Genomic DNA, 26,295 nt, shown 5'->3' on the forward strand with positions numbered 1-26,295 from the left:
GGCCTGGTCCGTTCACGTTTCCTCAGTGCTGCAGAAACCCCCTCCTTCCCCTCAGCGAGGTCATTCGTGTCCAGCACGCTCTCCGAAAACCAGGGTCCCGAGACCGGCACCGCCCGCGTGAAGCGCGGCATGGCCGAGCAGCTCAAGGGCGGCGTGATCATGGACGTCGTCACACCGGAGCAGGCCAAGATCGCCGAGGACGCCGGCGCCGTCGCCGTCATGGCCCTGGAGCGGGTCCCCGCCGACATCCGCAAGGACGGCGGTGTGGCCCGGATGTCCGACCCGGACATGATCGAGGGCATCATCGGCGCGGTCTCCATCCCCGTGATGGCCAAGTCCCGCATCGGCCACTTCGTCGAGGCCCAGGTGCTGCAGTCCCTCGGCGTCGACTACATCGACGAGTCCGAGGTCCTCACCCCGGCCGACGAGGTCAACCACTCCGACAAGTGGGCGTTCACCACCCCGTTCGTCTGCGGTGCCACCAACCTCGGTGAGGCCCTGCGCCGGATCGCCGAGGGCGCCGCGATGATCCGCTCCAAGGGCGAGGCCGGCACCGGCAACGTCGTCGAGGCCGTACGCCACCTGCGCCAGATCAAGAACGAGATCGCCCGCCTGCGCGGCTACGACAACCACGAGCTGTACGCCGCCGCCAAGGAGCTGCGCGCCCCGTACGAGCTGGTCAAGGAGGTCGCCGAGCTGGGCAAGCTCCCCGTGGTCCTCTTCTCCGCCGGCGGTGTCGCCACCCCGGCCGACGCCGCGCTGATGCGCCAGCTCGGCGCCGAGGGCGTCTTCGTCGGCTCCGGCATCTTCAAGTCCGGCGACCCGGCGAAGCGTGCCGCCGCCATCGTCAAGGCGACCACCTTCTACGACGACCCGAAGATCATCGCGGACGCGTCCCGCGACCTCGGCGAGGCCATGGTCGGCATCAACTGCGACACCCTCCCCGAGACCGAGCGCTACGCCAACCGCGGCTGGTGACCGTGATCATCGGTGTCCTGGCCCTCCAGGGCGACGTACGGGAGCACCTCGTCGCCCTGGCCGCGGCCGACGCCGTGGCCAGGCCGGTCCGGCGTCCCGAGGAGCTCGCAGAGGTCGACGGCCTGGTCGTCCCCGGCGGGGAGTCCACCACGATCTCCAAGCTGGCGGTCCTCTTCGGCCTGATGGAGCCCCTCCGCGCGCGTGTGCGCGAGGGCATGCCCGTCTACGGCACCTGCGCCGGCATGATCATGCTGGCCGACAAGATCCTCGACCCGCGCTCGGGCCAGGAGACCGTCGGCGGCATCGACATGATCGTGCGCCGCAACGCCTTCGGCCGGCAGAACGAGTCCTTCGAGGCCGCGGTCGACGTCGAGGGCGTCGAGGGCGGTCCCGTGGAGGGCGTCTTCATCCGCGCCCCCTGGGTGGAGTCCGTCGGCGCCGGCGCCGAGGTGCTCGCCGAGCACGGCGGCCACATCGTCGCCGTCCGCCAGGGCAACGCGCTGGCCACGTCGTTCCACCCGGAACTGACCGGCGACCACCGCGTGCACGGCCTCTTCGTCGACATGGTGCGCGCATGCCGGGCGGCCGAGTCCTTGTAGGATTCCTGCGTTCGTTGCAGAGATGGGTTACGCGAAGGAGACAGGCAGATGTCCGGCCACTCTAAATGGGCTACGACGAAGCACAAGAAGGCCGTGATCGATGCCAAGCGCGGCAAGCTCTTCGCGAAGCTGATCAAGAACATCGAGGTCGCCGCGCGGATGGGCGGTGTCGATCTGGAGGGCAACCCCACCCTCTACGACGCCGTCCAGAAGGCCAAGAAGCAGTCGGTGCCGAACAAGAACATCGACTCCGCCATCAAGCGCGGTGGCGGTCTCGAGGCCGGTGGCGCCGACTACGAGACGATCATGTACGAGGGTTACGGTCCGAACGGTGTCGCGGTGCTCATCGAGTGCCTCACCGACAACCGCAACCGCGCCGCCTCGGACGTGCGCGTCGCGATGACCCGCAACGGCGGCTCCATGGCCGACCCGGGCTCGGTGTCCTACCTGTTCAACCGCAAGGGCGTGGTGATCGTCCCCAAGGGCGAGCTGACCGAGGACGACGTCCTCGCCGCCGTCCTGGACGCGGGCGCCGAGGAGGTCAACGACCTCGGCGAGAACTTCGAGGTGCTCAGCGAGGCCACCGACCTGGTCGCCGTGCGCACCGCCCTGCAGGACGCCGGGATCGACTACGACTCCGCCGAGGCCAACTTCGTCCCGACCATGCAGGTCGAGCTGGACGAGGAGGGCGCCAAGAAGATCTTCAAGCTCATCGACGCGCTGGAGGACAGCGACGACGTGCAGAACGTCTTCGCCAACTTCGACGTGAGCGACGAGATCATGGAGAAGGTCGACGCGTAACGCGTCCACTGCTCGGCGGGCCGGCGGGACACTCCCGTCGGCCCGCCGCTCTGTCAGTGGCACCCGATAGCCTGCACAAACAGGTGATCGAGGGAAAAGGGGTGGCACGTGCGCGTACTGGGGGTGGACCCGGGGCTGACCCGGTGCGGCGTCGGTGTCGTGGAGGGCGTCGCCGGGCGGCCGCTCACCATGCTCGGCGTGGGCGTCGTCCGCACACCGGCCGACGCCGACCTCGGTCACCGCCTCGTCGCCGTCGAGCAGGGCCTCGAACAGTGGCTGGACGAGCACCGGCCCGAGGTCGTCGCCGTGGAGCGCGTCTTCAGCCAGCACAACGTGCGTACGGTGATGGGCACCGCCCAGGCCAGCGCCGTCGCCATCCTGTGCGCCTCCCGCCGCGGCATCCCCGTCGTCCTGCACACACCCAGCGAGGTCAAGGCCGCCGTCACCGGCTCGGGCCGAGCCGAAAAGGCCCAGGTCGGCGCCATGGTCACCCGCCTGCTGCGGCTGGACGCGCCGCCGAAGCCCGCCGACGCCGCCGACGCCCTCGCGCTCGCCATCTGCCACATCTGGCGCGCCCCCGCGCAGAACCGGCTCCAGCGGGCCGCCGCCCTGCACGCCTCCAGAACCCCCCGCGCACCACAAGCCCCGCGCGCATCGAAAGGCCGTACGACATGATCGCCTTCGTCAGCGGCACGGTCGCCGCCCTCGCTCCCGACACCGCGGTGATCGAGGTCGGCGGGGTCGGCATGGCCGTCCAGTGCACACCGAACACGCTCTCCACGCTCCGCGTCGGACAGCCCGCGAAACTCGCCACCTCCCTGGTCGTCCGCGAGGACTCGCTGACCCTGTACGGCTTCGCCGACGACGACGAACGCCAGGTCTTCGTGCTGCTCCAGACCGCCAGCGGAGTGGGCCCCCGGCTGGCCCAGGCGATGCTCGCCGTGCACGCCCCCGACGCCCTGCGCAGAGCCGTGGCCACCGGGGACGAGAAGGCGCTGACCGCCGTCCCCGGCATCGGCAGGAAGGGCGCCCAGAAGCTGCTCCTGGAGCTCAAGGACCGCCTCGGCGAGCCGCTCGGCGCCCCCGCCGTCGGCGCACCGGTCACCAGCGGCTGGCGCGACCAGCTGCACGCCGCCCTGATCGGCCTCGGGTACGCGACCCGCGAGGCCGACGAGGCCGTGTCCGCCGTGACACCCCAGGCGGAGGCCGCCGAGGGCACCCCGCAGGTGGGGCAGCTGCTGAAGGCGGCCCTGCAGACGCTGAACCGCGCCCGATAGCCCGTACGGAGAGCTGAGGCACACGCACATGAACTGGGACGACACCACCGACACCGACGCCACCGGCGAGCGGCTGGTGGGCTCCGTCGCCGACCGCGAGGACCAGGCGGTCGAGGCCGCCCTGCGCCCCAAGGACCTGGGCGAGTTCATCGGCCAGGAGAAGGTCCGCGAGCAGCTCGACCTCGTGCTGCGCGCCGCCCGCGCACGGGGCGCCACCGCCGACCACGTGCTGCTCTCCGGCGCCCCCGGCCTCGGCAAGACCACCCTCTCGATGATCATCGCCGCCGAGATGGAAGCCCCCATCCGCATCACCTCGGGCCCCGCCATCCAGCACGCCGGTGACCTCGCGGCGATCCTCTCCTCCCTCCAGGAGGGAGAGGTGCTCTTCCTCGACGAGATCCACCGCATGTCCCGGCCCGCCGAGGAGATGCTCTACATGGCGATGGAGGACTTCCGCGTCGACGTGATCGTCGGCAAGGGCCCCGGCGCCACCGCCATCCCCCTCGAACTTCCCCCCTTCACCCTGGTCGGCGCCACCACCCGGGCCGGCCTGCTGCCGCCCCCGCTGCGCGACCGCTTCGGCTTCACCGCTCACATGGAGTTCTACGAACCCGCCGAGCTGGAGCGGGTCGTCCACCGCTCGGCGAGCCTCCTCGACGTGGAGATCGACCCGGCCGGCGCCGCGGAGATCGCCGGCCGTTCCCGCGGCACGCCCCGCATCGCCAACCGCCTCCTGCGCCGCGTCCGGGACTACGCGCAGGTCAAGGCCGACGGGCTGATCACCAAGGACATCGCGGCGGCGGCCCTCGCCGTCTACGAGGTCGACGCCCGGGGCCTCGACCGGCTGGACCGGGCCGTACTGGAAGCCCTGCTGAAGCTGTTCGGCGGCGGACCGGTCGGCCTGTCCACGCTCTCCGTCGCGGTCGGGGAGGAACGTGAGACCGTGGAAGAGGTGGCCGAACCCTTCCTCGTACGGGAAGGCCTGCTCGCCCGTACCCCGCGCGGGAGGGTCGCCACCCCGGCGGCATGGGCGCATCTCGGCCTCACGCCGCCCCGCTCGGGGACCTCCGGAAACGGACAAGGGGACCTGTTCGGGGCGTGACGGCGAGGACGATGGCCCGGGTAGGAACCCCGGTGCCATGCTGAGCGTTGTTCCCTGCGCGCGGACTCGCTTAGACTCCGCCGATGCCACCCTTGTCGGCGGCAGTACACACCCCCAACCATCAGGCCGTTCACCATCGCGGTCGTGTGAAGGAAGTTCCGACCCGTGAGTCTCCTGACCCTCCTCCCGTTCATTGTGCTCATCGGGGCCATGTTCCTGATGACCCGGTCGGCCAAGAAGAAGCAGCAGCAGGCCATCGACATGCGGAACCAGATGCAGCCCGGTTCCGGCGTCCGCACCATCGGGGGCATGTACGCCACGGTCAAGGAGGTCAGTGAGGACACGGTCCTCCTCGACGCCGGCCCGGGTGTGGAGCTGCTGTTCGCCAAGAACTCGATCGGTGCCGTCCTGACCGACGAGGAGTACAACCGCATCGTCCACGGCATCGAGCACGACCTGAAGTCCGACGCCGACGTCGTCCCCGACGACGCCTCCTCCCTCACCGAGACCGACGACTCCTCCGACGCTGCCGCCGCCTCCGACGACACGCCTGTCGACCTCGGCAAGAAGGACGCGGCCGACGAGCCGGCCGACGCCGACGAGGTGAAGGCGGACGCGCAGTCGAAGAAGTCCGACGGCGACTCCGACGCGAAGTAGTCGTGTCCCGGGGCGCGCGGGTGCTGCCCGCGCGCCCCGGGACATGCCCGACTCGCACGGAGTCCCGACACCATGTCATGGCCGCCCGCCCGCCGATCCGGCGCGAGGCGGCCCGAGAGGGAGTACGAGAAGGTGGCAGCAGTCAAAAAGGGACGGAACGCGAGCGCCACGAGTAAGCCGTGGCGCTCGCTCGCTCTGATCCTGATCGCCATCGTGGCGCTCACCGGAGGGATGTTCGCCTCCGGGCACACCACTCCGCGTCTCGGCATCGACCTGGCCGGCGGTACGAGCATCACGCTGGCGGCGGTCCCCGAGGCCGGCCAGGAGTCCGCGATCAACAAGACCAACATGAACACCGCGGTCTCCATCATGGAGCGGCGTGTCAACGGTCTTGGCGTCTCGGAGGCCGAGGTCCAGACGCAGGGTGACCGCAACATCATCGTCAACATTCCCAAGGGCACCAATTCCAAGCAGGCCCGGGACCAGGTGGGCACCACCGCCAAGCTCTACTTCCGCCCGGTCGTCGCCACCGAACTCGCCGGTGGCGGCGCCGCTCCCACGCCCAGTGCGACCGGCGACGGCTCGGAGCAGGACTCCGGCAAGGACAAGGCGACCGACAAGGCCACGGAGAAGGCGACCGACGGTTCCTCCCCGTCGGCGAGCGCCACCACCCAGGGCCGTGCCGTCACCGACGCCCTGAAGGCCGACGAGACGCCGTCCGCCTCCCCGAGCGGCACGGCCGAGGACGGGGCCAGCCCCTCCGCGTCCGCGACCGGCGGCACCTCCGGCGAAGCGGACAGCAAGCTCCAGGCGCAGTACGCCGCGCTCGACTGCACCAAGGAGAGCGTCCGCGCCAAGGCCGGTGACGGTTCCAAGGCCACCGACTCGACCGTCGCCTGCGGCCAGAACTCCCAGGGCCAGTGGCAGAAGTACATCCTCGGCCCCGCCGCGGTCGACGGCACGGACGTCGACGAGGCCAGCGCCGTCCTGAACACCCAGACCGGTGCCGGCTGGGTCGTCACCATGGACTTCACGGACAAGGGCGCCAAGAAGTTCGCCGACATCACCGGCCAGCTCGCCCAGAACCAGTCCCCACAGAACCAGTTCGCCATCGTCCTGGACAACGAGGTCGTCTCCGACCCGTACGTCAGCCAGGCCCTGACCGGCGGCAACGCCGAGATCTCCGGCAACTTCAACCAGCAGTCGGCGCAGGAACTGGCCAACATGCTGTCCTACGGCGCCCTGCCGCTGACCTTCCGCGAGGACAGCGTCACCACCGTCACCGCCGCGCTCGGCGGTGAGCAGCTGAAGGCCGGCCTGATCGCCGGTGCCATCGGCCTCGCCCTGGTCGTCCTCTACCTGCTGGTCTACTACCGAGGCCTGTCCTTCATCGCGATCCTGTCGCTGCTGGTGTCCGCCGCGCTCACCTACGTGATCATGTCGCTGCTCGGCCCGGCCATCGGCTTCGCGCTGAACCTGCCGGCCGTGTGCGGTGCCATCGTCGCCATCGGCATCACGGCGGACTCGTTCATCGTGTTCTTCGAACGGGTCCGGGACGAGCTGCGCGAGGGCCGCACCCTGCGTCCCGCCGTGGAGCGGGCCTGGCCGCGCGCCCGGCGCACCATCCTGGTCTCCGACTTCGTGTCGTTCCTCGCCGCCGCGGTGCTCTTCGTCGTCACCGTCGGCAAGGTCCAGGGCTTCGCGTTCACACTCGGCCTGACCACCGTGCTCGACGTCGTGGTGGTGTTCCTCTTCACCAAGCCCCTGCTCACGCTGATGGCCCGCCGCACGTTCTTCGCGAGCGGCCACAAGTGGTCCGGCCTCGACCCGAAGGCGCTGGGCGCGAAGCCGCCCCTGCGCCGTACCCGCCGTCCCTCCGCCCCTGCCCAGACGAAGGAGGCGTGAGAGATGTCGAAGCTCGGCACCCTCGGCGCCCGACTGCACCACGGCGAGGTCGGCTACGACTTCGTCAAGAACCGCAAGATCTGGTACGGCATCTCCATCCTGATCACCATCACGGCCATCCTCGGCCTGGCGGTGCGCGGCCTGCACATGGGCATCGAGTTCCAGGGCGGAGCGGTCTTCACCACCCCGAAGAACATGAGCGTCTCGGTCGCCCAGGCCGAGGAGTACGCGGAGGACGCCTCCGGTCACGACGCGATCGTCCAGAAGCTCGGTGACGGCAGCCTGCGCATCCAGGTCGCGGGCATCGACACCAAGACCTCGGACAGCATCAAGGACAAGCTCGCCGAGGACCTCAAGGTCGACGACGAGCGGATCAACGCCGAACTGGTCGGCCCGAGCTGGGGCGAGCAGATCGCCAACAAGGCCTGGCAGGGCCTCGGCATCTTCATGATCCTGGTCGTGATCTATCTGGCGATCGCCTTCGAGTGGCGCATGGCGCTCGCCGCGTTCGTCGCCCTGATCCACGACATCACCATCACCGTCGGCATCTACGCCCTCGTCGGCTTCGAGGTCACGCCGGGCACGGTGATCGGTCTGCTGACCATCCTCGGTTACTCGCTCTACGACACGGTCGTCGTCTTCGACAGCCTCAAGGAACAGACCAGGGACATCACCAAGCAGACCCGCTGGACCTACAGCGAGATCGCCAACCGTTCCATCAACAGCACCCTGGTCCGCTCCATCAACACCACGGTGGTGGCGCTGCTGCCGGTGGGCGGCCTGCTGTTCATCGGCGGCGGTGTCCTCGGCGCCGGCATGCTGAACGACATCTCGCTGTCGCTGTTCGTCGGCCTCGCCGCCGGTGCGTACTCCTCGATCTTCATCGCCACCCCGCTCGTCGCCGACCTCAAGGAGCGCGAGCCGGCGATGAGGGCGCTGAAGAAGCGCGTCCTGGCCAAGCGCGCCCAGGGCGTGACCGAGGGCGGGACGCAGGAGGCCCCGGTCACCGGCGAGGACCACGACGACGAGTCCGAGGGCGCCGCGCCCGCGGTCGTCGGCCCGGGCGACCAGTCGGCCACCCGCACCCGCGGCCGGGGCCGTCCCTCCGGGAAGCGCCGATGACCGAGATCAGAGAGCTGCTGCTCAGCCGCATCCGGGACGTGGCGGACTACCCGGAGCCGGGCGTGATGTTCAAGGACATCACCCCGCTCCTGGCGGACCCCGCGGCGTTCTCCGCGCTCAGCGACGCCCTCGCCGACATCGCCCGCGCCACCGGCGCCACCAAGGTCGTCGGCCTGGAGGCCCGCGGGTTCATCCTCGGCGCCCCGGTCGCCGTCCGCGCGGGCCTCGGCTTCATCCCCGTACGCAAGGCGGGCAAGCTCCCCGGAGCCACCCTCAGCCAGGCGTACGACCTGGAGTACGGCTCCGCCGAGATCGAGGTGCACGCCGAGGACCTGAGCGCCGACGACCGCGTCCTGGTGGTCGACGACGTCCTCGCCACCGGCGGTACCGCCGAGGCGTCGGTCCAGCTCATCCGCAGGGCGGGCGCCGAGGTCGCGGGTCTGGCCGTACTGATGGAGCTCGGCTTCCTCGGCGGCCGCGCCCGGCTGGAACCGGCCATGGCGGGCGCCCCGCTGGAGGCGCTGCTCACGGTCTGACCAGCGGCGTCACACACGAACCGCGTACGGGGAACACCGTTCGGGCGGGCCCGGAGGAATCCGGTGCCCGCCTCGGGTGTTTTCAGGAGTAGACCGTCCTCACAGCCGCCCGCAGGCGATCCGCGGGCGCGGGATCGCTACCATGGGGTCTCCGGAGCCTGACCGGGGGACCCGGATCGCGCACGAGGAGCCCTCTTGCCAGACGAGGCCCAGCACCTGACCGCCGCCAAGCCCGAGTCCGCCTCGGCGGCCGCGGCCAAGCCCGCGCCGAGCGCGCCCCACGCGAAGAACGACACGCGCGGGCCGGTCCAGCACGCCCAGTCCACGCCGGTCGACAAGCCCGAGCAGCCGCGCCCCAAGCCGGCCCCGCCCGAGCGCTCCGCGCCCCTGGCCCGCCCGAACACCGGCCAGCCGCGCTCCGGCTCCTCCAACCGCGTCCGCGCCCGTCTCGCCCGGCTCGGCGTCCAGCGCGCCAACCCGTACAACCCGGTCCTGGAACCGCTGCTGCGGATCGTCCGCAGCAACGACCCCAAGATCGAGAACGCCACGCTCCGCCAGATCGAGCGCGCCTACCAGGTCGCCGAGCGCTGGCACCGCGGCCAGAAGCGCAAGAGCGGCGACCCGTACATCACGCACCCGCTCGCCGTCACCACCATCCTCGCCGAGCTCGGCATGGATCCGGCCACGCTGATGGCCGGGCTGCTGCACGACACCGTCGAGGACACCGAGTACGGCCTGGAGGACCTGCGCCGCGACTTCGGCGACGTGGTCACCCTCCTCGTCGACGGCGTCACCAAGCTCGACAAGGTCAAGTTCGGCGAGGCCGCGCAGGCCGAGACCGTGCGCAAGATGGTCGTCGCCATGGCCAAGGACCCGCGCGTCCTGGTCATCAAGCTCGCCGACCGCCTGCACAACATGCGCACCATGCGCTATCTCAAGCGCGAGAAGCAGGAGAAGAAGGCGCGCGAGACCCTGGAGATCTACGCGCCGCTCGCCCACCGCCTGGGCATGAACACCATCAAGTGGGAGCTGGAGGACCTCGCCTTCGCGATCCTCTACCCCAAGATGTACGACGAGATCGTCCGCCTCGTCGCCGAGCGCGCCCCCAAGCGCGACGAGTACCTCGCCATCGTCACCGACGAGGTGCAGCAGGACCTGCGCGCCGCCCGCATCAAGGCCACCGTCACCGGCCGCCCCAAGCACTACTACAGCGTCTACCAGAAGATGATCGTCCGCGGCCGTGACTTCGCGGAGATCTACGACCTGGTGGGCATCCGCGTCCTCGTGGACACCGTCCGCGACTGCTACGCGGCCCTCGGCACGGTGCACGCGCGATGGAACCCGGTCCCCGGCCGGTTCAAGGACTACATCGCGATGCCCAAGTTCAACATGTACCAGTCGCTGCACACGACGGTCATCGGCCCCGGCGGCAAACCCGTCGAGCTGCAGATCCGCACCTTCGACATGCACCGCCGCGCCGAGTACGGCATCGCCGCGCACTGGAAGTACAAGCAGGAGGCCGTCGCCGGCGCCTCCAAGGTCCGTTCCGACGCGCCCAGGTCGTCCGGCAAGGGCAAGGACGACCACCTCAACGACATGGCCTGGCTGCGGCAGCTCCTGGACTGGCAGAAGGAGACCGAGGACCCCGGCGAGTTCCTGGAGTCCCTGCGCTTCGACCTCTCCCGCAACGAGGTCTTCGTCTTCACCCCCAAGGGTGACGTCATAGCGCTGCCCGCGAGTGCCACCCCCGTGGACTTCGCCTACGCCGTCCACACCGAGGTCGGCCACCGCACCATCGGGGCACGGGTCAACGGCCGCCTCGTACCGCTGGAGTCGACCCTCGACAACGGCGACCTGGTGGAGGTCTTCACCTCCAAGGCGGCCGGCGCCGGCCCCTCCCGCGACTGGCTCGGCTTCGTCAAGTCGCCGCGCGCCCGCAACAAGATCCGCGCCTGGTTCTCCAAGGAGCGCCGCGACGAGGCCATCGAGCACGGCAAGGACTCCATCGTCCGCGCGATGCGCAAGCAGAACCTGCCGATCCAGCGCATCCTCACCGGCGACTCGCTGGTCACGCTGGCGCACGAGATGCGCTACTCGGACATCTCCGCGCTGTACGCGGCGATCGGTGAGGGCCATGTCTCCGCGCAGAACATCGTGCAGAAGCTCGTCCAGGCCCTCGGCGGTGAGGAAGCGGCCACCGAGGAGATCGACGAGTCGGTCCCGCCGGCCCGCAGCCGCAAGCGCCGCTCCAGCGCCGACCCCGGTGTCGTCGTCAAGGGCGTCGAGGACGTCTGGGTGAAGCTGGCCCGCTGCTGTACGCCGGTGCCCGGCGACCCGATCATCGGGTTCGTGACCCGGGGCAGCGGCGTGTCGGTCCACCGCAGCGACTGCGTCAACGTCGACTCGCTGTCCCGGGAGCCCGAGCGGATCCTCGACGTCGAGTGGGCGCCCACCCAGTCCTCGGTCTTCCTGGTCGCCATCCAGGTCGAGGCCCTCGACCGGTCCCGGCTGCTGTCGGACGTCACACGCGTCCTGTCCGACCAGCATGTCAACATCCTCTCCGCGGCCGTCCAGACCTCCCGCGACCGTGTCGCCACCTCCCGCTTCACCTTCGAGATGGGCGACCCCAAGCACCTCGGGCACGTCCTGAAGGCCGTACGCGGCGTGGAGGGCGTCTACGACGTCTACCGGGTGACCTCGGCCCGCAACCGCACGTAGCGGACGGCGCACACGCGAAAGGGGGCTCCCGTACCCGAGGTACGGGAGCCCCCTTTCGCGTGCCGTGCGCGGGTTCAGCCGCCGAACTCGTGCAGACCCTTCAGGGCCTGGTCCAGCAGGGCCTGGCGGCCCTCCAGCTCCCGCTCCAGCTTCTCCGCCCTGGCGGTGTTGCCCTGCGCCCTGGCCTGCTCGATCTGGCCCTTCAGCTTGTCCACGGCGGCCTGGAGCTGACCGGTCAGACCCGCGGCACGCGCGCGTGCCTCCGGGTTCGTCCGGCGCCACTCGGCCTCCTCGGCCTCCTGCAGGGCCCGCTCCACGGCGTGCATCCGGCCCTCGACCTTCGGGCGGGCGTCCCGCGGCACATGGCCGATGGCCTCCCAGCGCTCGTTGATCCCGCGGAACGCGGCCCGCGCGGCCTTCAGCTCCGTGATCGGCAGGAGCTTCTCGGCCTCCTCGGCCAGCTCCTCCTTGAGCTTGAGGTTCTCGGCCTGCTCCGCGTCCCGCTCGGCGAAGACCGAGCTGCGGGCGGCGAAGAAGACGTCCTGGGCGCCGCGGAAGCGGTTCCACAGGTCGTCCTCGTGCTCGCGCTGGGCGCGGCCCGCGGCCTTCCACTCCGACATCAGGTCGCGGTAGCGGGCGGCCGTCGGCCCCCAGTCCGTCGAGCCCGACAGCGACTCGGCCTCCGCGACCAGCCGCTCCTTGGTCTGACGGGCCTCCTCACGCTGCGCGTCCAGCTGCGCGAAGTGCTGCTTGCGCCGCTTGGAGAACGCCGACCGCGCGTGCGAGAACCGGTGCCACAGCTCGTCGTCCGACTTGCGGTCCAGCCGCGGCAGGCCCTTCCAGGTGTCCACCAGCGCCCGCAGCCGCTCACCGGCGGCCCGCCACTGGTCGGACCGCGCCAGCTCCTCCGCCTCGACGACCAGCGCCTCCTTGGCGTGCCGCGCCTCGTCGGACTGCTTGGCCCGCTGCACCTTGCGCTCCTCGCGGCGCGCATCCACCAGCTCCACGAGCTTGTCCAGCCGGGCCCTGAGGGCGTCCAGGTCGCCGACCGCGTGGTGCGCGTCCACCTGCTCGCGCAGGTGCCCGATCGCGGCCTGGGCGTCCTTGGACGACAGGTCGGTGGTCTTCACTCGCTTCTCGAGGAGGCCGATCTCGACAACCAGGCCCTCGTACTTGCGCTCGAAGTAGGCCAGCGCCTCCTCGGGGGAGCCGGCCTGCCAGGAACCGACGACCTGCTCGCCGTCGGCCGTACGCACGTACACGGTCCCCGTCTCGTCGACGCGGCCCCACGGGTCGCTGCTCACAGCGCCTCCTCCACATGATGCCGTCGAGGGGGCCTCGAAGCTCCCCCGGGCATCGTCCACAGTTTCGTCACGGCCAACATAGGCGACCGACGGGATGCCTGTCCGCATCCCGCGCGACCGAAATTTCGCAGTTGGGGGTCAGGATTTGGTGACGGTCGCCTTGTCGATCACGACCGTCGCGTTGGGCGCCCCGTCACCCGCTCCGGTGTTCTCCCCGGCGTCGGCGATCTTCTTCAGCACCTTCATGCCGGCGTCCGAGATGGTCCCGAACGGGGTGTAGCTGGGCGGAAGCTGACTGTCCTGGTAGACCAGGAAGAACTGGCTGCCGCCACTGTTCGCCTGCCCGGTGTTGGCCATCGCGACCGTGCCCGCCGGGTAGATGTTGTCCTTCAGGCTTTTGTCCTTCAGGTTCTCGTCCGGGATCGTGTAGCCGGGACCGCCGGTGCCGGTGCCCGTCGGGTCACCGCACTGCAGCACGTAGATGCCGCTCGTGGTGAGCCGGTGGCACTTGCTGTGGTCGAAGTAGCCCTTCTTCGCCAGGAAGTCGAACGAGTTGACCGTGTGCGGGGCCGCCGACGCCTTCAGCGCCACGTCGATCTCGCCGCAGGTCGTGTCCAGCTTCAGGGTGTACTTCGCCGACTTGTCGATGGCGACCGCCGGCTCCTTCTTCCAGGTCTCCGTCTTGACCTTGCCCTCGGCGGGCTTGTCGCACGGGTCCGGAGCCTTGCTGGTCGGCGCGGCGCTCGGCGTGACCTCCGCGTTCGCGTTGGTCTTGTCGTCGCCCTGCTCCAGTGCCCCGGTCGCGTACAGCGCGCCGCTGCCCACGAGGACCACACCGAGCACGGACGCGATCACCGAGTTGCGCACCCGCGACTTCCGCCGTGCTTCGGTGCGCCGCTGCTGCTGCCGCAAGAACTTCTCCCGGGCGAGCTGACGCCGCCGCTGCTCCTGGCTGACCACCGGATTCTCTCCTCATGCGTCTCGTGTGCCGGCCGGTACGCGTGCGTGCGTGCGGTGAGCCGACCGCCTGCGTGTGCCCCGTACCGTATATGGGTTCGCTGAGGAATCGGCAGCGCCGGTAGGCTCTGACCACGGGCGCAGCCCCGTCGCAAGCCTCCCGTATCGACACAACGAAGGACGATCGTGCTCATTGCCGGGTTCCCCGCCGGGGCCTGGGGGACGAACTGTTATCTCGTCGCCCCCGCCGCCGGTGAGGAGTGCGTGATCATCGACCCCGGCCACCAGGCCGCCGACGGCGTCGCGGAGGCGGTCCGCAAGCACCGGCTCAAGCCCGTCGCCGTCGTCCTCACCCACGGCCACATCGACCACGTCGCCTCGGTCGTCCCGGTGTGCGGAGCGCACGACGTACCGGCCTGGATCCACCCCGAGGACCGGTACATGATGAGCGACCCCGAGAAGGGCATCGGCCGTGCCATCGGCATGCCACTGATGGGCGAGCTGACGGTGGGGGAGCCGGACGACGTCAGGGAACTCGCCGACGGCACGCGGCTGGACCTCGCGGGCCTCACGTTCTCCGTCGCGCACGCGCCGGGCCATACCAAGGGGTCGGTGACCTTCGGCCTGCCCGAGACGGCGGACATCCCGCCGGTCATGTTCTCGGGCGACCTGCTGTTCGCCGGCTCCATCGGACGCACCGACCTGCCGGGTGGCTCCATGGACGACATGCTCGAGTCCCTGGCCCGCGTGTGCCTGCCGCTCGACGACTCGACCGTGGTGCTGTCCGGCCACGGCCCCCAGACGACCATCGGCCAGGAGCGCGCCACCAACCCGTATCTGCGGCAGGTGGCCGCCGGCCAGGGAGCCACCACCGAGGCTCCCCGACGAGGAATGTGACGAGACCTTCCGTGAGCACCTTCAAGGCCCCCAAGGGCACGTACGACCTGATCCCGCCGGACAGCGCCAAGTACCTCGCCGTCCGCGAGGCCATCGCCGCCCCGCTGCGGGGTTCCGGCTACGGCTACATCGAGACGCCCGGCTTCGAGAACGTCGAGCTGTTCGCGCGTGGTGTCGGCGAGTCCACCGACATCGTCACCAAGGAGATGTACGCCTTCGAGACCAAGGGCGGCGACCGGCTCGCCCTGCGCCCCGAGGGCACCGCCTCCGTGCTGCGCGCGGCCCTGGAGGCCAACCTGCACAAGGCGGGCAACCTCCCGGTCAAGCTCTGGTACTCCGGTTCCTACTACCGCTACGAGCGCCCCCAGAAGGGCCGCTACCGCCACTTCTCCCAGGTCGGCGCCGAGGCGATCGGCGCGGAGGACCCGGCGCTCGACGCCGAGCTGATCATCCTCGCCGACCAGGCGTACCGCTCGCTGGGCCTGCGGAACTTCCGCATCCTGCTCAACAGCCTCGGCGACAAGGAGTGCCGCCCGGTGTACCGGGCCGCGCTGCAGGACTTCCTGCGCGGCCTCGACCTGGACGAGGACACGCTGCGCCGCGCGGAGATCAACCCGCTGCGCGTCCTGGACGACAAGCGCGAGTCGGTGCAGAAGCAGCTCACCGGGGCGCCCCTGCTGCGCGACTACCTCTGCGACGCCTGCAAGGCGTACCACGAGGAGGTCCGCGAGCTGATCACGGCGGCGGGCGTGGCCTTCGAGGACGATCCCAAGCTGGTCCGCGGCCTCGACTACTACACCCGTACGACCTTCGAGTTCGTCCACGACGGCCTGGGCTCCCAGTCCGCGGTGGGCGGCGGCGGCCGCTACGACGGCCTGTCCGAGATGATCGGCGGCCCCGCGCTGCCGTCCGTCGGCTGGGCCCTGGGTGTCGACCGCACCGTGCTGGCCCTGGAGGCGGAGGGCGTCGAGCTCGAACTCCCCGCCACCACCAGCGTGTTCGCCGTCCCGCTCGGCGACGAGGCCCGCCGGGTGCTGTTCGCGAAGGTCATCGAACTGCGCAAGAACGGCGTGGCCGCGGACTTCTCCTACGGCGGCAAGGGCCTCAAGGCCGCGATGAAGGCCGCCAACCGCTCGGGCGCCCGCTACGCCCTGGTGCTGGGCGACCGCGACCTCGCCGAGGGCGTGGTGCAGCTCAAGGACATGGAGTCCGGCGAGCAGACGGCGGTCGGCGTCAACGAGATCGTGGCGGAGCTGGAGTCACGGCTCGGCTGACCCGTCGTACCGACGAAGGCGCCGGTGCCCCGCGCGGGGCACCGGCGCCTTCGTCGTCAACACCTACGGGCGGTTCACCCGGCCGGATGATCCTGAGCGGAGCGTGTGCACGGTCGTCCCCGGGCAGCGGCCGAAACCGCACACTCACGGGCGAACGCCGGTACGCACTTATGTCCGCACAACGGCGAACCCACGGTCCCGTACGGCACAATGGCCCCTGCCCGAAGCAGGTCCACACCCCAGTGACGGAATCGGCGTGATGAGCAAGACGACAGTCAGGGACGTCGACATGGATCCCGAACCCTCGGCCGCACCGCAGCGGGCCGCCTCCGCGCCGCGCACGGAGGGCGCGAGCCGGGCCTTCGCCCTGCTCCTGGTGATCACCGGCGCCGCCGGCGTGCTCGCCGCGTGGGTGATCACGCTCGACAAGTTCAAGCTGCTCGAGGCCAAGGTCAAGGGCGAGACGTTCGTCCCCGGGTGCAGCCTCAACCCCGTCGTCTCCTGCGGCAGCGTCATGGAGAGCGACCAGGCCTCCGTCTTCGGCTTCCCCAACCCGATGCTCGGCCTGGTCACCTACGGCATCGTCGTCTGCGTCGGCATGAGCCTGCTCGCCCGGGCCCGCTTCCCGCGCTGGTACTGGCTCACCTTCAACGCGGGCACCCTCTTCGGCACCGTGTTCTGCGCCTGGCTGATGTTCCAGTCCCTGTACCGGATCAACGCCCTGTGCCTGTGGTGCTGCCTGGCCTGGGTCGCCACGATCATCATGTTCTGGTACGTGACGTCGTTCAACGTCCGCCAGGGCTTCCTGCCCGCCCCCGGCTGGCTGAAGGGCTTCTTCGGCGAGTTCACCTGGGTCATGCCGGTCCTGCACATCGGCATCATCGGCATGCTGATCCTGACCCGCTGGTGGGAGTTCTGGACCAGCTGACCGCCCGCCCCGGGCTGTCGGTGCGGTGCCTTAGGGTTTCAGCGTGGAGCCCGACCTGTTCACCGCCGCAGCAGAAGAACGCCAGGAGAAGGACCCGACCGGCAGCCCCCTGGCGGTCCGGATGCGCCCGCGCACCCTCGACGAGGTGGTGGGCCAGCAGCACCTGCTGAAGCCGGGCTCCCCCCTGCGCAGACTGGTCGGCGAGGGCGCCTCGGGCCCCGCGGGTCCTTCCTCGGTGATCCTCTGGGGCCCGCCCGGCACCGGCAAGACGACCCTGGCCTACGTCGTCTCCAAGGCCACCAACAAGCGCTTCGTCGAGCTGTCGGCGATCACCGCGGGCGTCAAGGAGGTCCGCGCGGTCATCGACGGCGCCCGCCGCGCCTCCGGCGGGTACGGCCAGGAGACCGTCCTCTTCCTCGACGAGATCCACCGCTTCAGCAAGGCCCAGCAGGACTCCCTGCTCCCGGCCGTGGAGAACCGCTGGGTCACCCTGATCGCCGCGACCACCGAGAACCCCTACTTCTCGGTCATCTCCCCGCTGCTCTCCCGCTCCCTCCTCCTCACCCTCGAACCGCTCACCGACGACGACGTCCGGGACCTGCTGAAGCGCGCCCTCACCGACGAGCGGGGCCTGAAGGGCGCCGTCACCCTCCCCGAGGACACCGAGAACCACTTCCTGCGGATCGCGGGCGGCGACGCCCGCCGCGCGCTCACCGCCCTGGAGGCCGCCGCAGGGGCCGCGCTCGACAAGGGCGAGGCGTCGATCACCCTGGCCACGCTGGAGGAGACGGTCGACCGGGCCGCGGTGAAGTACGACCGCGACGGCGACCAGCACTACGACGTCGCCAGCGCCCTGATCAAGTCCATCCGCGGCTCCGACGTGGACGCCGCCCTGCACTACCTGGCCCGCATGATCGAGGCCGGCGAGGACCCCCGCTTCATCGCCCGCCGGCTGATGATCTCCGCGAGCGAGGACATCGGCCTGGCCGACCCGAACGCGCTGCCGATCGCGGTCGCCGCCGCCCAGGCCGTCGCCATGATCGGCTTCCCGGAGGCCGCTCTCACCCTCAGCCACGCCACCATCGCCCTCGCCCTCGCGCCCAAGTCCAACGCGGCCACCACCGCGATCGGCGCCGCCCTGGACGACGTACGCAAGGGACTGGCCGGACCCGTGCCGTCCCACCTCCGGGACAGCCACTACAAGGGCGCGACGAAGCTCGGGCACGGAAAGGGCTACACCTACCCGCACGACCTGCCCGAGGGCATCGCCGCGCAGCAGTACGCGCCGGACGCCCTGAAGGACCGCACGTACTACGAGCCCACCCGGCACGGCGCGGAGGCGCGGTACGCGGACGCGGTGGAGTGGACCAGGAAGCACCTCGGTCGGAAGCGGTCCTGACCACCCTGTAGAATCTGCCGGAGTGCTGAGTCCCGTGTCCGGCTCCGGTCGGCGCCTCAGGCGGGACACCCAGCCGGATCTTCGATCCAGGAGCGTCGCGCACCGTCGTAGGTGTCGCGGGCAGCCCACCACCCCCCGTCAGTCCCGGGACCGGTCGGTGGGCCGTTCGTGTGCTGCACGTATGTGCCCAGTCCAGGGGAGCGGCTGCCCACCAGGTCCCTCGCGGGCCCGATGGGAATTCCCCGGCTGCGGATGCGACCTCCCGTAACCCTGAGGCAGCCGAAAAGGAAAAGGAAGAGAAGTGGCGAACCAGTCCCGCCCCAAGGTCAAGAAGTCGCGTGCCCTCGGCATCGCGCTGACCCCGAAGGCCGTCAAGTACTTCGAGGCCCGCCCCTACCCGCCGGGCGAGCACGGCCGCGGCCGCAAGCAGAACTCGGACTACAAGGTCCGTCTGCTGGAGAAGCAGCGTCTGCGCGCGCAGTACGACATCTCCGAGCGTCAGCTCGTCCGCGCCTACGAGCGTGCCTCCAAGGTGCAGGGCAAGACCGGTGAGGCCCTGATCATCGAGCTCGAGCGCCGCCTCGACGCGCTGGTCCTGCGTTCGGGCATCGCCCGCACGATCTACCAGGCCCGCCAGATGGTCGTCCACGGTCACATCCAGGTCAACGGCAAGAAGGTCGACAAGCCCTCCTTCCGTGTCCGCCCGGACGACGTGGTGCAGGTCCGCGACCGTTCCAAGGAGAAGACCCTCTTCACGATCGCCCGTGAAGGCGGCTTCGCCCCCGACGGTGAGACCCCGCGCTACCTCCAGGTGAACCTCAAGTCCCTGGCGTTCCGCCTGGACCGTGAGCCGAACCGCAAGGAGATCCCGGTGATCTGCGACGAGCAGCTCGTCGTCGAGTACTACGCCCGCTGATCCCAGCAGGCGCGCGGTATCCCGAACCCGCCGTCTCCCCGCCCCTTTGGGCGGGCGAGGCGGCGGGTTCGTCGTCGCTTCCCGCGACTCCGCCGGTGGCGGACGGTAATCCGGTACGGAGTCCCGTCACCGGCGCGATAGGCTCGACCCACGACTTTCTCGATGTTCAGGCGCGTTTCAAGGGAGCGGGTGCACACAGTGTCCGGTGGCGAGGTGGCCGGAATCCTGGTGGCCGTGTTCTGGGCGATCCTGGTCTCCTTCCTCGCCGTCGCGCTGGCGAGGCTGGCCCAGACGCTCCGGGCGACCACCAGGCTGGTGGCGGACGTGACCGACCAGGCCGTCCCCCTGCTGGCGGACGCCTCGGCGGCGGTGCGTTCCGCGCAGACCCAGATCGAACGGGTCGACGCGATCGCCTCCGACGTCCAGGAGGTCACCTCCAACGCCTCCGCGCTGTCGACCACCGTGGCCTCCACCTTCGGCGGCCCCCTGGTCAAGGTCGCCGCCTTCGGCTACGGAGTGCGCCGCGCCGTCAGCGGCCGCAAGGACGACGCCCCGGCCAGGGAGCCGAGGCGCGACGTGATCGTGGGCCGCACCGTCCCGGGCGCGCGGCGTGACAAGCGGACCCGGGGAAAGAGGGACTGACCCAGCGATGTTCCGCCGAACGTTCTGGTTCACCACCGGCGTCGCCGCCGGAGTGTGGGCCACCACCAAGGTCAACCGCAAGATCAAGCAGCTGACGCCCGAGCACCTCGCCGTCACCGCGGCGAACAAGGCGATCGAGGCCGGCGGCCGGCTCAAGGACCGCGCGGTCGACTTCGCGCTCGAGGTCCGCGACAACATGGCCCGGCGGGAGGCCGAACTGGGCGACGCGCTCGGGCTCAACGCCCCCGTCGACCGCGAACTCCCCGCCCCCCGCAGCTACGCCGTCATCGAGAACCGCAACACCCCCAAGTACGTCGAGGGCCCGGCGCACAAGCCGACGCACCCGACGCACCCGACGTACCCGTACAACCGGAATGAGGACCACTGATGGAGTCGGCCGAGATCCGCCGCCGCTGGCTGAGCTTCTTCGAGGAGCGCGGGCACACCGTCGTCCCGTCGGCGTCGCTCATCGCGGACGACCCGACTCTGCTGCTCGTCCCGGCCGGCATGGTGCCCTTCAAGCCCTACTTCCTCGGCGAGGTCAAGCCGCCCTTCGACCGCGCCACCAGCGTGCAGAAGTGCGTGCGCACCCCCGACATCGAAGAGGTCGGCAAGACCACCCGCCACGGCACGTTCTTCCAGATGTGCGGCAACTTCTCCTTCGGCGACTACTTCAAGGAAGGCGCCATCAAGTACGCCTGGGAGCTGCTCACCAGCTCCCAGGACGAGGGCGGTTACGGCCTCGACCCCGAGCGCCTGTGGATCACCGTCTACCAGGACGACGACGAGGCCGAGCGGATCTGGCACGACGTCGTGGGGGTCCCGTCCGAGCGCATCCAGCGCCTGGGCAAGAAGGACAACTACTGGTCCATGGGCGTCCCCGGCCCCTGCGGCCCCTGCTCCGAGATCAACTACGACCGCGGCCCCGAGTTCGGCGTCGAGGGCGGCCCCGCCGTCAACGACGAGCGGTACGTGGAGATCTGGAACCTCGTCTTCATGCAGTACGAGCGGGGCGAGGGCACCGGCAAGGACGACTTCGAGATCCTCGGGGACCTGCCGAGCCAGAACATCGACACCGGACTCGGCCTGGAACGCCTCGCCATGATTCTGCAGGGCGTGCAGAACATGTACGAGATCGACACCTCCATGGCCGTCATCGACAAGGCCACCGAGCTCACCGGCGTGGCCTACGGCGACGCCCACGCCTCCGACGTCTCGCTCCGCGTGGTCACCGACCACATGCGCACCTCCGTGATGCTCATCGGCGACGGCGTCACCCCCGGCAACGAGGGCCGCGGCTACGTGCTGCGCCGCATCATGCGCCGCGCCATCCGCAACATGCGCCTGCTCGGCGCCACCGGTCCGGTCGTCAAGGACCTCGTCGACGTCGTGATCGGGATGATGGGGCAGCAGTACCCCGAGCTCATCACCGACCGCGAGCGCATCGAGAAGGTCGCCCTCGCCGAGGAGAACGCCTTCCTCAAGACGCTGAAGGCCGGCACCAACATCCTCGACACCGCCGTCAGCGACACCAAGGCCGCCGGCGGCACGGTCCTCGCCGGCGACAAGGCCTTCCTGCTCCACGACACCTGGGGCTTCCCGATCGACCTCACCCTGGAGATGGCCGCCGAGCAGGGGCTCTCCGTGGACGAGGAGGGCTTCCGGCGCCTGATGAAGGAGCAGCGGGAGCGCGCCAAGGCCGACGCCCAGGCCAAGAAGACCGGCCACGCCGACATGGGCGCCTACCGCGAGATCGCCGACCGCGCCGGTGCCACCGACTTCATCGGCTACACCGACACCGAGGGCGAGTCCACGATCGTCGGCATCCTCGTCGACGGCGTCTCCTCGCCGGCCGCCACCGAGGGCGACGAGGTCGAGATCGTCCTCGACCGCACCCCGTTCTACGCCGAGGGCGGCGGCCAGATCGGCGACACCGGCCGCATCAAGGTCGACACCGGTGCCGTCGTGGAGATCCGCGACTGCCAGAAGCCGGTCCCGGGCGTGTACGTCCACAAGGGCGTCGTCCAGGTCGGCGAGGTCACCGTCGGCGCCAAGGCCCACGCCTCCATCGACGGCCGCCGCCGCACGGCCATCGCCCGCGCCCACTCGGCCACCCACCTCACCCACCAGGCCCTGCGCGACGCCCTCGGCCCGACGGCCGCCCAGGCCGGTTCCGAGAACCAGCCCGGCCGCTTCCGCTTCGACTTCGGCTCCCCGTCCGCCGTACCGACGGCCGTGATGACCGACGTCGAGCAGAAGATCAACGAGGTGCTCGCCCGCGACCTCGACGTCCGCGCCGACGTCATGGGCATCGACGAGGCCAAGAAGCAGGGCGCCATCGCCGAGTTCGGCGAGAAGTACGGCGAGCGCGTGCGCGTGGTCACCATCGGCGACTTCTCCAAGGAGCTGTGCGGCGGCACCCACGTGCACAACACCTCCCAGCTCGGCCTGGTCAAGCTGCTCGGCGAGTCGTCCATCGGCTCGGGTGTGCGCCGTATCGAGGCCCTGGTCGGTGTGGACGCCTACAACTTCCTCGCCCGTGAGCACACGGTCGTCGCCCAGCTCCAGGAGCTGATCAAGGGCCGCCCGGAGGAGCTCCCGGAGAAGGTCTCCGCCATGCTCGGCAAGCTGAAGGACGCCGAGAAGGAGATCGAGAAGTTCCGCGCCGAGAAGGTGCTCCAGGCCGCCGCCGGTCTCGCCGAGTCCGCCAAGGACGTCCACGGCGTCGCCCTTGTCACCGGCCAGGTCCCCGACGGCACCACGCCGGACGACCTGCGCAAGCTGGTCCTCGACGTGCGGGGCCGCATCCAGGGCGGCCGGGCCGTCGTCGTCGCCCTGTTCGCCGTGAACAACGGCAAGCCGCTGACGGTCATCGCCACCAACGAGGCCGCCCGCGAGCGCGGCCTCAAGGCCGGTGACCTGGTCCGCACCGCCGCCAAGACCCTCGGCGGCGGCGGTGGCGGCAAGCCGGACGTCGCCCAGGGCGGCGGCCAGAACCCGGCCGCCGTCGGCGAGGCCGTCGACGCCGTCGAGCGGCTCGTGGCGGACACCGCCAAGTGAGCGAGGACCAGCGGGACACCCCGGCGATGCGCCGGGGCCGCCGTCTCGCGATCGACGTCGGGGACGCCCGTATCGGGGTCGCCTCGTGCGACCCCGACGGGATCCTCGCCACGCCGGTCGAGACCGTCCCCGGCCGGGACGTCCCCGCCGCCCACCGCAGGCTGCGGCAGCTCGTCGAGGAGTACGAGCCGATCGAGGTCGTCGTCGGTCTCCCCCGCTCCCTCAAGGGGGGCGAGGGCCCGGCCGCGGCCAAGGTCAGGGGTTTCACGCAGGAGCTGGCCCGTATGATCACTCCCGTTCCGGTGCGACTCGTCGACGAACGCATGACGACGGTGACGGCGAGTCAGGGACTGCGCGCCTCGGGCGTGAAGTCCAAGAAGGGACGTTCCGTCATCGACCAGGCGGCCGCTGTGATCATCCTTCAGCAGGCACTGGAATCCGAACGGGTGTCAGGCAGACCACCCGGTGAGGGCGTCGAAGTGGTCATCTGATCGCGATACGGTAACGTTCCGCGCGATGCGGACGGCATTCGAACAGCCGCCGCACAGAGAGAGGCGGTACGGGAGCCGTGGTCTTCAGGCGGCCGGGCGACCGCCGCCTCGCGGCTCTAGGGGATCGATGACTGAGTATGGCCGGGGCCAGGGCTCCGAACCGTGGCATCCGGACGACCCGTTGTACGGGGACGGCGGATGGGGCGGACAGCAGACCCAGCAGGGTCAGCAGTCCCCCTACGGCGGCCAGCCACAGCACTATCCGCAGCAGCCGCAGGCGCAGCAGCAGTACGGCGACTGGGGCACCGGCGAGCAGCACGGGTACGGCGGGCAGCAGTACCCGCAGTACGACCAGCAGCAACAGCAGTACGACCCTCAGCAGCAACAACAGCAGCAGCAGTACGACCAGAACGGCTGGCCCACGGGCTCCTACCCGCAGGACCCCTACGCGGCCGGCCCGGCGGACCCGTACGCGCAGCAGGCCGGGACGTACGGCGCGGAGCAGCCCGACCACTACGGCACCCCCGACGCCTACCCGCCGCCCGAACCGCCCGGCCGCCGCCGCGCCGAACCCGAGCCGGAGACCGACTGGGACCCGGGCCCCGACCAGGGCGAACACGCCTTCTTCGCGGGCGGTGGCGACGACGCCCCCGGCGACGACGGTGACGGCGAGCCGGACGACCGGAGCGGGCGCGGCGAGCGCCGGGGCCGGGGCGGCAAGGAGAGGAAACGACGCAGCGGCCTGGCCTGTCTCGTCGTGGTCGGGGTCTTCGGCGGCGGCATCGCCGGTGTCGGCTACTTCGGCTACCAGTTCTACCAGGATCGTTTCGGCAGCGCCCCGGATTTCGCGGGGGCCGGCAACGGCGAGCAGGTGACCGTCACGATCCCCAAGGGCGCCGGCGGGTACGCCATCGGCCAGGAGCTCAAGAAGATGGGCGTGGTCAAGAGCGTCGACGCCTTCGTCGCGGCCCAGGCGGCCAACCCGGAGGGCAAGACCATTCAGGACGGCGTGTACACGCTGGAGAAGGAGATGTCGGCCGCGAGCGCGGTCGAGCTGATGCTCAGCCCGAAGAGCCGCGACAACCTGATCATCGCCGAGGGCAAGCGCAACGCCGACATCTACAAGCTCATCGACGCACGCCTCAAGGTCGAGGACGGGACCACCGCGGAGGTCGCTAAGAACGACTGGGAGAAGCTCGGCCTGCCCGAGTGGGCGGTGAACCATGAGGACGTCAAGGACCCCCTGGAAGGGTTCCTGTTCCCCTCCAGCTACGGCGTGTCCGAGGGGCAGACGCCCAAGGACGTGCTGAAGAGCATGGTCGAGCAGGCCACTGCCACCTACGAGAAGCTCGAAGTCGAGAAAAAGGCCGAGAGCCTCGGTCTTGAGGATCCGTGGCAGCTTGTCACTGTGGCGAGCCTCGTCCAGGCTGAGGGCACCAGCCACAGTGACTTCCGCAAGATGTCCGAGGTTATCTACAACCGGCTCAAGCCGGGAAACACCGAGACCAACGGCATGCTGGAGTTCGACTCCACCTACAACTACGTCAAGAACCAGAGCAAGCTGGACCTGACCCTCAGCGAGCTCAGGAACTACGACAACCCGTACAACACGTACTTCTACAAGGGCCTGCCGCCCGGACCGATCAGCAATCCAGGCGAAGACGCCATCAAGGGCGCGCTCGCCCCGACGAGCGACGGCTGGTACTACTTCATCTCGCTCGACGGTAAGACCAGCGAATTCACCAAGACCAACGCCGAGCACGCGAAACTGGTCGAAGAGTGGAACGAGGCGAGGAAGAACTGATGACCGCACCTCGTCGGGCCGCAGTCCTCGGCTCCCCGATCGCCCACTCCCTCTCTCCGGTGCTGCATCGTGCCGCGTACGCGGAACTGGGGCTGAGGGACTGGACGTACGACCGTTTCGAGGTCGACGAGAAGGCTCTGCCCGGCTTCTTCGACACGCTCGGGACCGAGTGGGCGGGACTGTCGCTGACCATGCCGCTGAAGCGGGCGGTGATCCCGCTGCTCGACTCGGTCAGCGAGACCGCGACCTCGGTCGAGGCGGTCAACACGGTCGTCCTCACGCCGGACGGCCGCCGGGCCGGCGACAACACCGACATCCCCGGAATGGTCGCCGCCCTGCGCGAGCACGGCATCGACAAGGTGGAGTCCGCCGCCGTCATCGGCGCGGGCGCCACCGCCTCCTCCGCGCTGGCCGCGCTGGCCCGGATCTGCTCGGGCGAGGTCACCGTGTACGTCCGCAGCGAGACCCGCGCGACGGAGATGCGGCAGTGGGCCGAACGGCTCGGCGTCACGGTCCGCATCGCCGCCTGGGACGACGCCGAGCAGGCCCTGCACGCCCCGCTGGTCGTCAGCACCACCCCGGCCGGTGTCACGGACACCCTCGCCAAGGCCGTCCCGGAGCGTCCGACGGCCCTCTTCGACGTGCTCTACGACCCGTGGCCGACCGTTCTCGCCGCCCGCTGGTCGGCGTACGGGGGCGCCGTGGTCAGCGGGCTGGACCTGCTGGTGCACCAAGCGGTGCTCCAGGTGGAGCAGATGACGGGGCATTCACCGGCCCCTCTGGAGGCCATGCGAGAAGCGGGAGAGCGGGCACTTCGGAAAGCGGGAGCGTGATTAGGTCACGATCTGGCCTGATTGATGCGATCCTGACAAAAGAAGATCATTTTGGAGCTATAGTCTCGCCGGACGGTGTCGAGTGGCATCGGAGA

The 26,295-nt window shown here is 70.1% G+C and carries 24 protein-coding genes; 22 read left to right on the forward strand and 2 right to left on the reverse strand.

Going from position 1 to position 26,295, the window contains the following annotated elements; genetic code table 11:
• Window positions 1–66: 66 nt before the first annotated feature.
• The 11 genes from pdxS (at window position 67) to relA (ending at window position 11,695) form a co-directional block, all read left to right on the forward strand.
• Window positions 67–978, forward strand: coding sequence for a pyridoxal 5'-phosphate synthase lyase subunit PdxS (gene pdxS / locus ACF1DX_RS21870; RefSeq protein WP_391792801.1), 912 nt, complete (start codon window positions 67–69; stop codon window positions 976–978).
• Window positions 972–1,577 (forward strand): pyridoxal 5'-phosphate synthase glutaminase subunit PdxT, encoded by a 606-nt coding sequence (pdxT, locus tag ACF1DX_RS21875; protein WP_391792914.1) that lies wholly within the window; start codon window positions 972–974, stop codon window positions 1,575–1,577. The genes pdxS and pdxT overlap by 7 nt, the downstream gene beginning before the upstream one ends.
• A 48-nt stretch (window positions 1,578–1,625) precedes the next feature.
• The gene (locus tag ACF1DX_RS21880) at window positions 1,626–2,378 is read left to right on the forward strand and encodes a YebC/PmpR family DNA-binding transcriptional regulator (protein WP_085570707.1); all 753 of its coding nucleotides are present in this window, start codon (window positions 1,626–1,628) and stop codon (window positions 2,376–2,378) included.
• 108 nt (window positions 2,379–2,486) lie between these two features.
• Complete coding sequence (ruvC, locus tag ACF1DX_RS21885; protein ID WP_391792802.1) at window positions 2,487–3,053, forward strand: crossover junction endodeoxyribonuclease RuvC; 567 nt, start codon at window positions 2,487–2,489, stop codon at window positions 3,051–3,053.
• On the forward strand, window positions 3,050–3,655 hold the full coding sequence (gene ruvA / locus ACF1DX_RS21890) for a Holliday junction branch migration protein RuvA (RefSeq protein WP_391792803.1): 606 nt from the start codon (window positions 3,050–3,052) through the stop codon (window positions 3,653–3,655). Before ruvC ends, ruvA begins: the two co-directional genes overlap by 4 nt.
• Window positions 3,656–3,683: 28 nt before the next feature.
• Complete coding sequence (ruvB, locus tag ACF1DX_RS21895) at window positions 3,684–4,757, forward strand: Holliday junction branch migration DNA helicase RuvB (RefSeq protein WP_391792804.1); 1,074 nt, start codon at window positions 3,684–3,686, stop codon at window positions 4,755–4,757.
• 165 nt (window positions 4,758–4,922) lie between these two features.
• Window positions 4,923–5,414, forward strand: a complete 492-nt coding sequence (gene yajC / locus ACF1DX_RS21900) for a preprotein translocase subunit YajC (RefSeq protein ID WP_030867687.1) — start codon at window positions 4,923–4,925, stop codon at window positions 5,412–5,414.
• A 132-nt stretch (window positions 5,415–5,546) separates the two neighbouring features.
• A complete protein-coding gene (gene secD / locus ACF1DX_RS21905) occupies window positions 5,547–7,319 on the forward strand; it encodes a protein translocase subunit SecD (protein WP_391792805.1) in 1,773 nt (590 codons plus the stop codon).
• A 3-nt stretch (window positions 7,320–7,322) separates the two neighbouring features.
• Window positions 7,323–8,441, forward strand: coding sequence for a protein translocase subunit SecF (secF, locus tag ACF1DX_RS21910; RefSeq protein WP_391792806.1), 1,119 nt, complete (start codon window positions 7,323–7,325; stop codon window positions 8,439–8,441).
• Complete coding sequence (locus ACF1DX_RS21915; protein WP_391792807.1) at window positions 8,438–8,977, forward strand: adenine phosphoribosyltransferase; 540 nt, start codon at window positions 8,438–8,440, stop codon at window positions 8,975–8,977. Before secF ends, ACF1DX_RS21915 begins: the two co-directional genes overlap by 4 nt.
• A 195-nt stretch (window positions 8,978–9,172) precedes the next feature.
• Complete coding sequence (gene relA, locus ACF1DX_RS21920; protein ID WP_391792808.1) at window positions 9,173–11,695, forward strand: GTP pyrophosphokinase; 2,523 nt, start codon at window positions 9,173–9,175, stop codon at window positions 11,693–11,695.
• Window positions 11,696–11,769: 74 nt separating this feature from the next.
• On the opposite strand, the gene ACF1DX_RS21925 is transcribed toward relA, so the two are convergent.
• Window positions 11,770–12,999, reverse strand: a complete 1,230-nt coding sequence (locus tag ACF1DX_RS21925) for a DUF349 domain-containing protein (RefSeq protein WP_391792809.1) — start codon at window positions 12,997–12,999, stop codon at window positions 11,770–11,772.
• A 138-nt stretch (window positions 13,000–13,137) separates the two neighbouring features.
• The gene (locus ACF1DX_RS21930) at window positions 13,138–13,959 is read right to left on the reverse strand and encodes a peptidylprolyl isomerase (RefSeq protein WP_391792810.1); all 822 of its coding nucleotides are present in this window, start codon (window positions 13,957–13,959) and stop codon (window positions 13,138–13,140) included.
• Between the two features lie 183 nt (window positions 13,960–14,142).
• Between ACF1DX_RS21930 and ACF1DX_RS21935 the strand changes: the two genes are divergently transcribed.
• The 11 genes from ACF1DX_RS21935 (at window position 14,143) to ACF1DX_RS21985 (ending at window position 26,200) form a co-directional block, all read left to right on the forward strand.
• Entirely contained in the window at window positions 14,143–14,853 is a 711-nt protein-coding gene (locus ACF1DX_RS21935; protein WP_391792811.1) for an MBL fold metallo-hydrolase, read from the forward strand.
• Between the two features lie 11 nt (window positions 14,854–14,864).
• Window positions 14,865–16,127 carry a histidine--tRNA ligase gene (gene hisS / locus ACF1DX_RS21940; protein ID WP_391792812.1) on the forward strand — a complete coding sequence of 421 codons (1,263 nt, stop codon included), beginning with the start codon at window positions 14,865–14,867 and terminating at the stop codon, window positions 16,125–16,127.
• 259 nt (window positions 16,128–16,386) lie between these two features.
• Window positions 16,387–17,055: a vitamin K epoxide reductase family protein gene (locus ACF1DX_RS21945; protein WP_391792813.1), complete on the forward strand. Its 669-nt coding sequence runs from the start codon at window positions 16,387–16,389 to the stop codon at window positions 17,053–17,055.
• Between the two features lie 43 nt (window positions 17,056–17,098).
• On the forward strand, window positions 17,099–18,454 hold the full coding sequence (locus ACF1DX_RS21950; RefSeq protein WP_391792814.1) for a replication-associated recombination protein A: 1,356 nt from the start codon (window positions 17,099–17,101) through the stop codon (window positions 18,452–18,454).
• Window positions 18,455–18,755: 301 nt separating this feature from the next.
• Entirely contained in the window at window positions 18,756–19,370 is a 615-nt protein-coding gene (gene rpsD, locus ACF1DX_RS21955; protein WP_030867712.1) for a 30S ribosomal protein S4, read from the forward strand.
• Window positions 19,371–19,559: 189 nt separating this feature from the next.
• Window positions 19,560–20,012: a DUF948 domain-containing protein gene (locus ACF1DX_RS21960; protein ID WP_391792815.1), complete on the forward strand. Its 453-nt coding sequence runs from the start codon at window positions 19,560–19,562 to the stop codon at window positions 20,010–20,012.
• A gap of 7 nt (window positions 20,013–20,019) precedes the next feature.
• Window positions 20,020–20,400: a hypothetical protein gene (locus tag ACF1DX_RS21965; RefSeq protein ID WP_391792816.1), complete on the forward strand. Its 381-nt coding sequence runs from the start codon at window positions 20,020–20,022 to the stop codon at window positions 20,398–20,400.
• Window positions 20,400–23,072 carry an alanine--tRNA ligase gene (alaS, locus tag ACF1DX_RS21970; protein ID WP_391792817.1) on the forward strand — a complete coding sequence of 891 codons (2,673 nt, stop codon included), beginning with the start codon at window positions 20,400–20,402 and terminating at the stop codon, window positions 23,070–23,072. The genes ACF1DX_RS21965 and alaS overlap by 1 nt, the downstream gene beginning before the upstream one ends.
• A 26-nt stretch (window positions 23,073–23,098) precedes the next feature.
• The gene (gene ruvX / locus ACF1DX_RS21975; protein ID WP_391792915.1) at window positions 23,099–23,563 is read left to right on the forward strand and encodes a Holliday junction resolvase RuvX; all 465 of its coding nucleotides are present in this window, start codon (window positions 23,099–23,101) and stop codon (window positions 23,561–23,563) included.
• Between the two features lie 127 nt (window positions 23,564–23,690).
• A complete protein-coding gene (gene mltG / locus ACF1DX_RS21980) occupies window positions 23,691–25,367 on the forward strand; it encodes an endolytic transglycosylase MltG (RefSeq protein ID WP_391792818.1) in 1,677 nt (558 codons plus the stop codon).
• Window positions 25,367–26,200, forward strand: a complete 834-nt coding sequence (locus ACF1DX_RS21985; RefSeq protein ID WP_391792819.1) for a shikimate dehydrogenase — start codon at window positions 25,367–25,369, stop codon at window positions 26,198–26,200. Before mltG ends, ACF1DX_RS21985 begins: the two co-directional genes overlap by 1 nt.
• The last annotated feature ends 95 nt before the right edge of the window (window positions 26,201–26,295 follow it).

Source organism: Streptomyces sp. NPDC014676, assembly GCF_043084105.1.
In the GTDB taxonomy this organism is placed as follows: Bacteria; Actinomycetota; Actinomycetes; order Streptomycetales; family Streptomycetaceae; genus Streptomyces.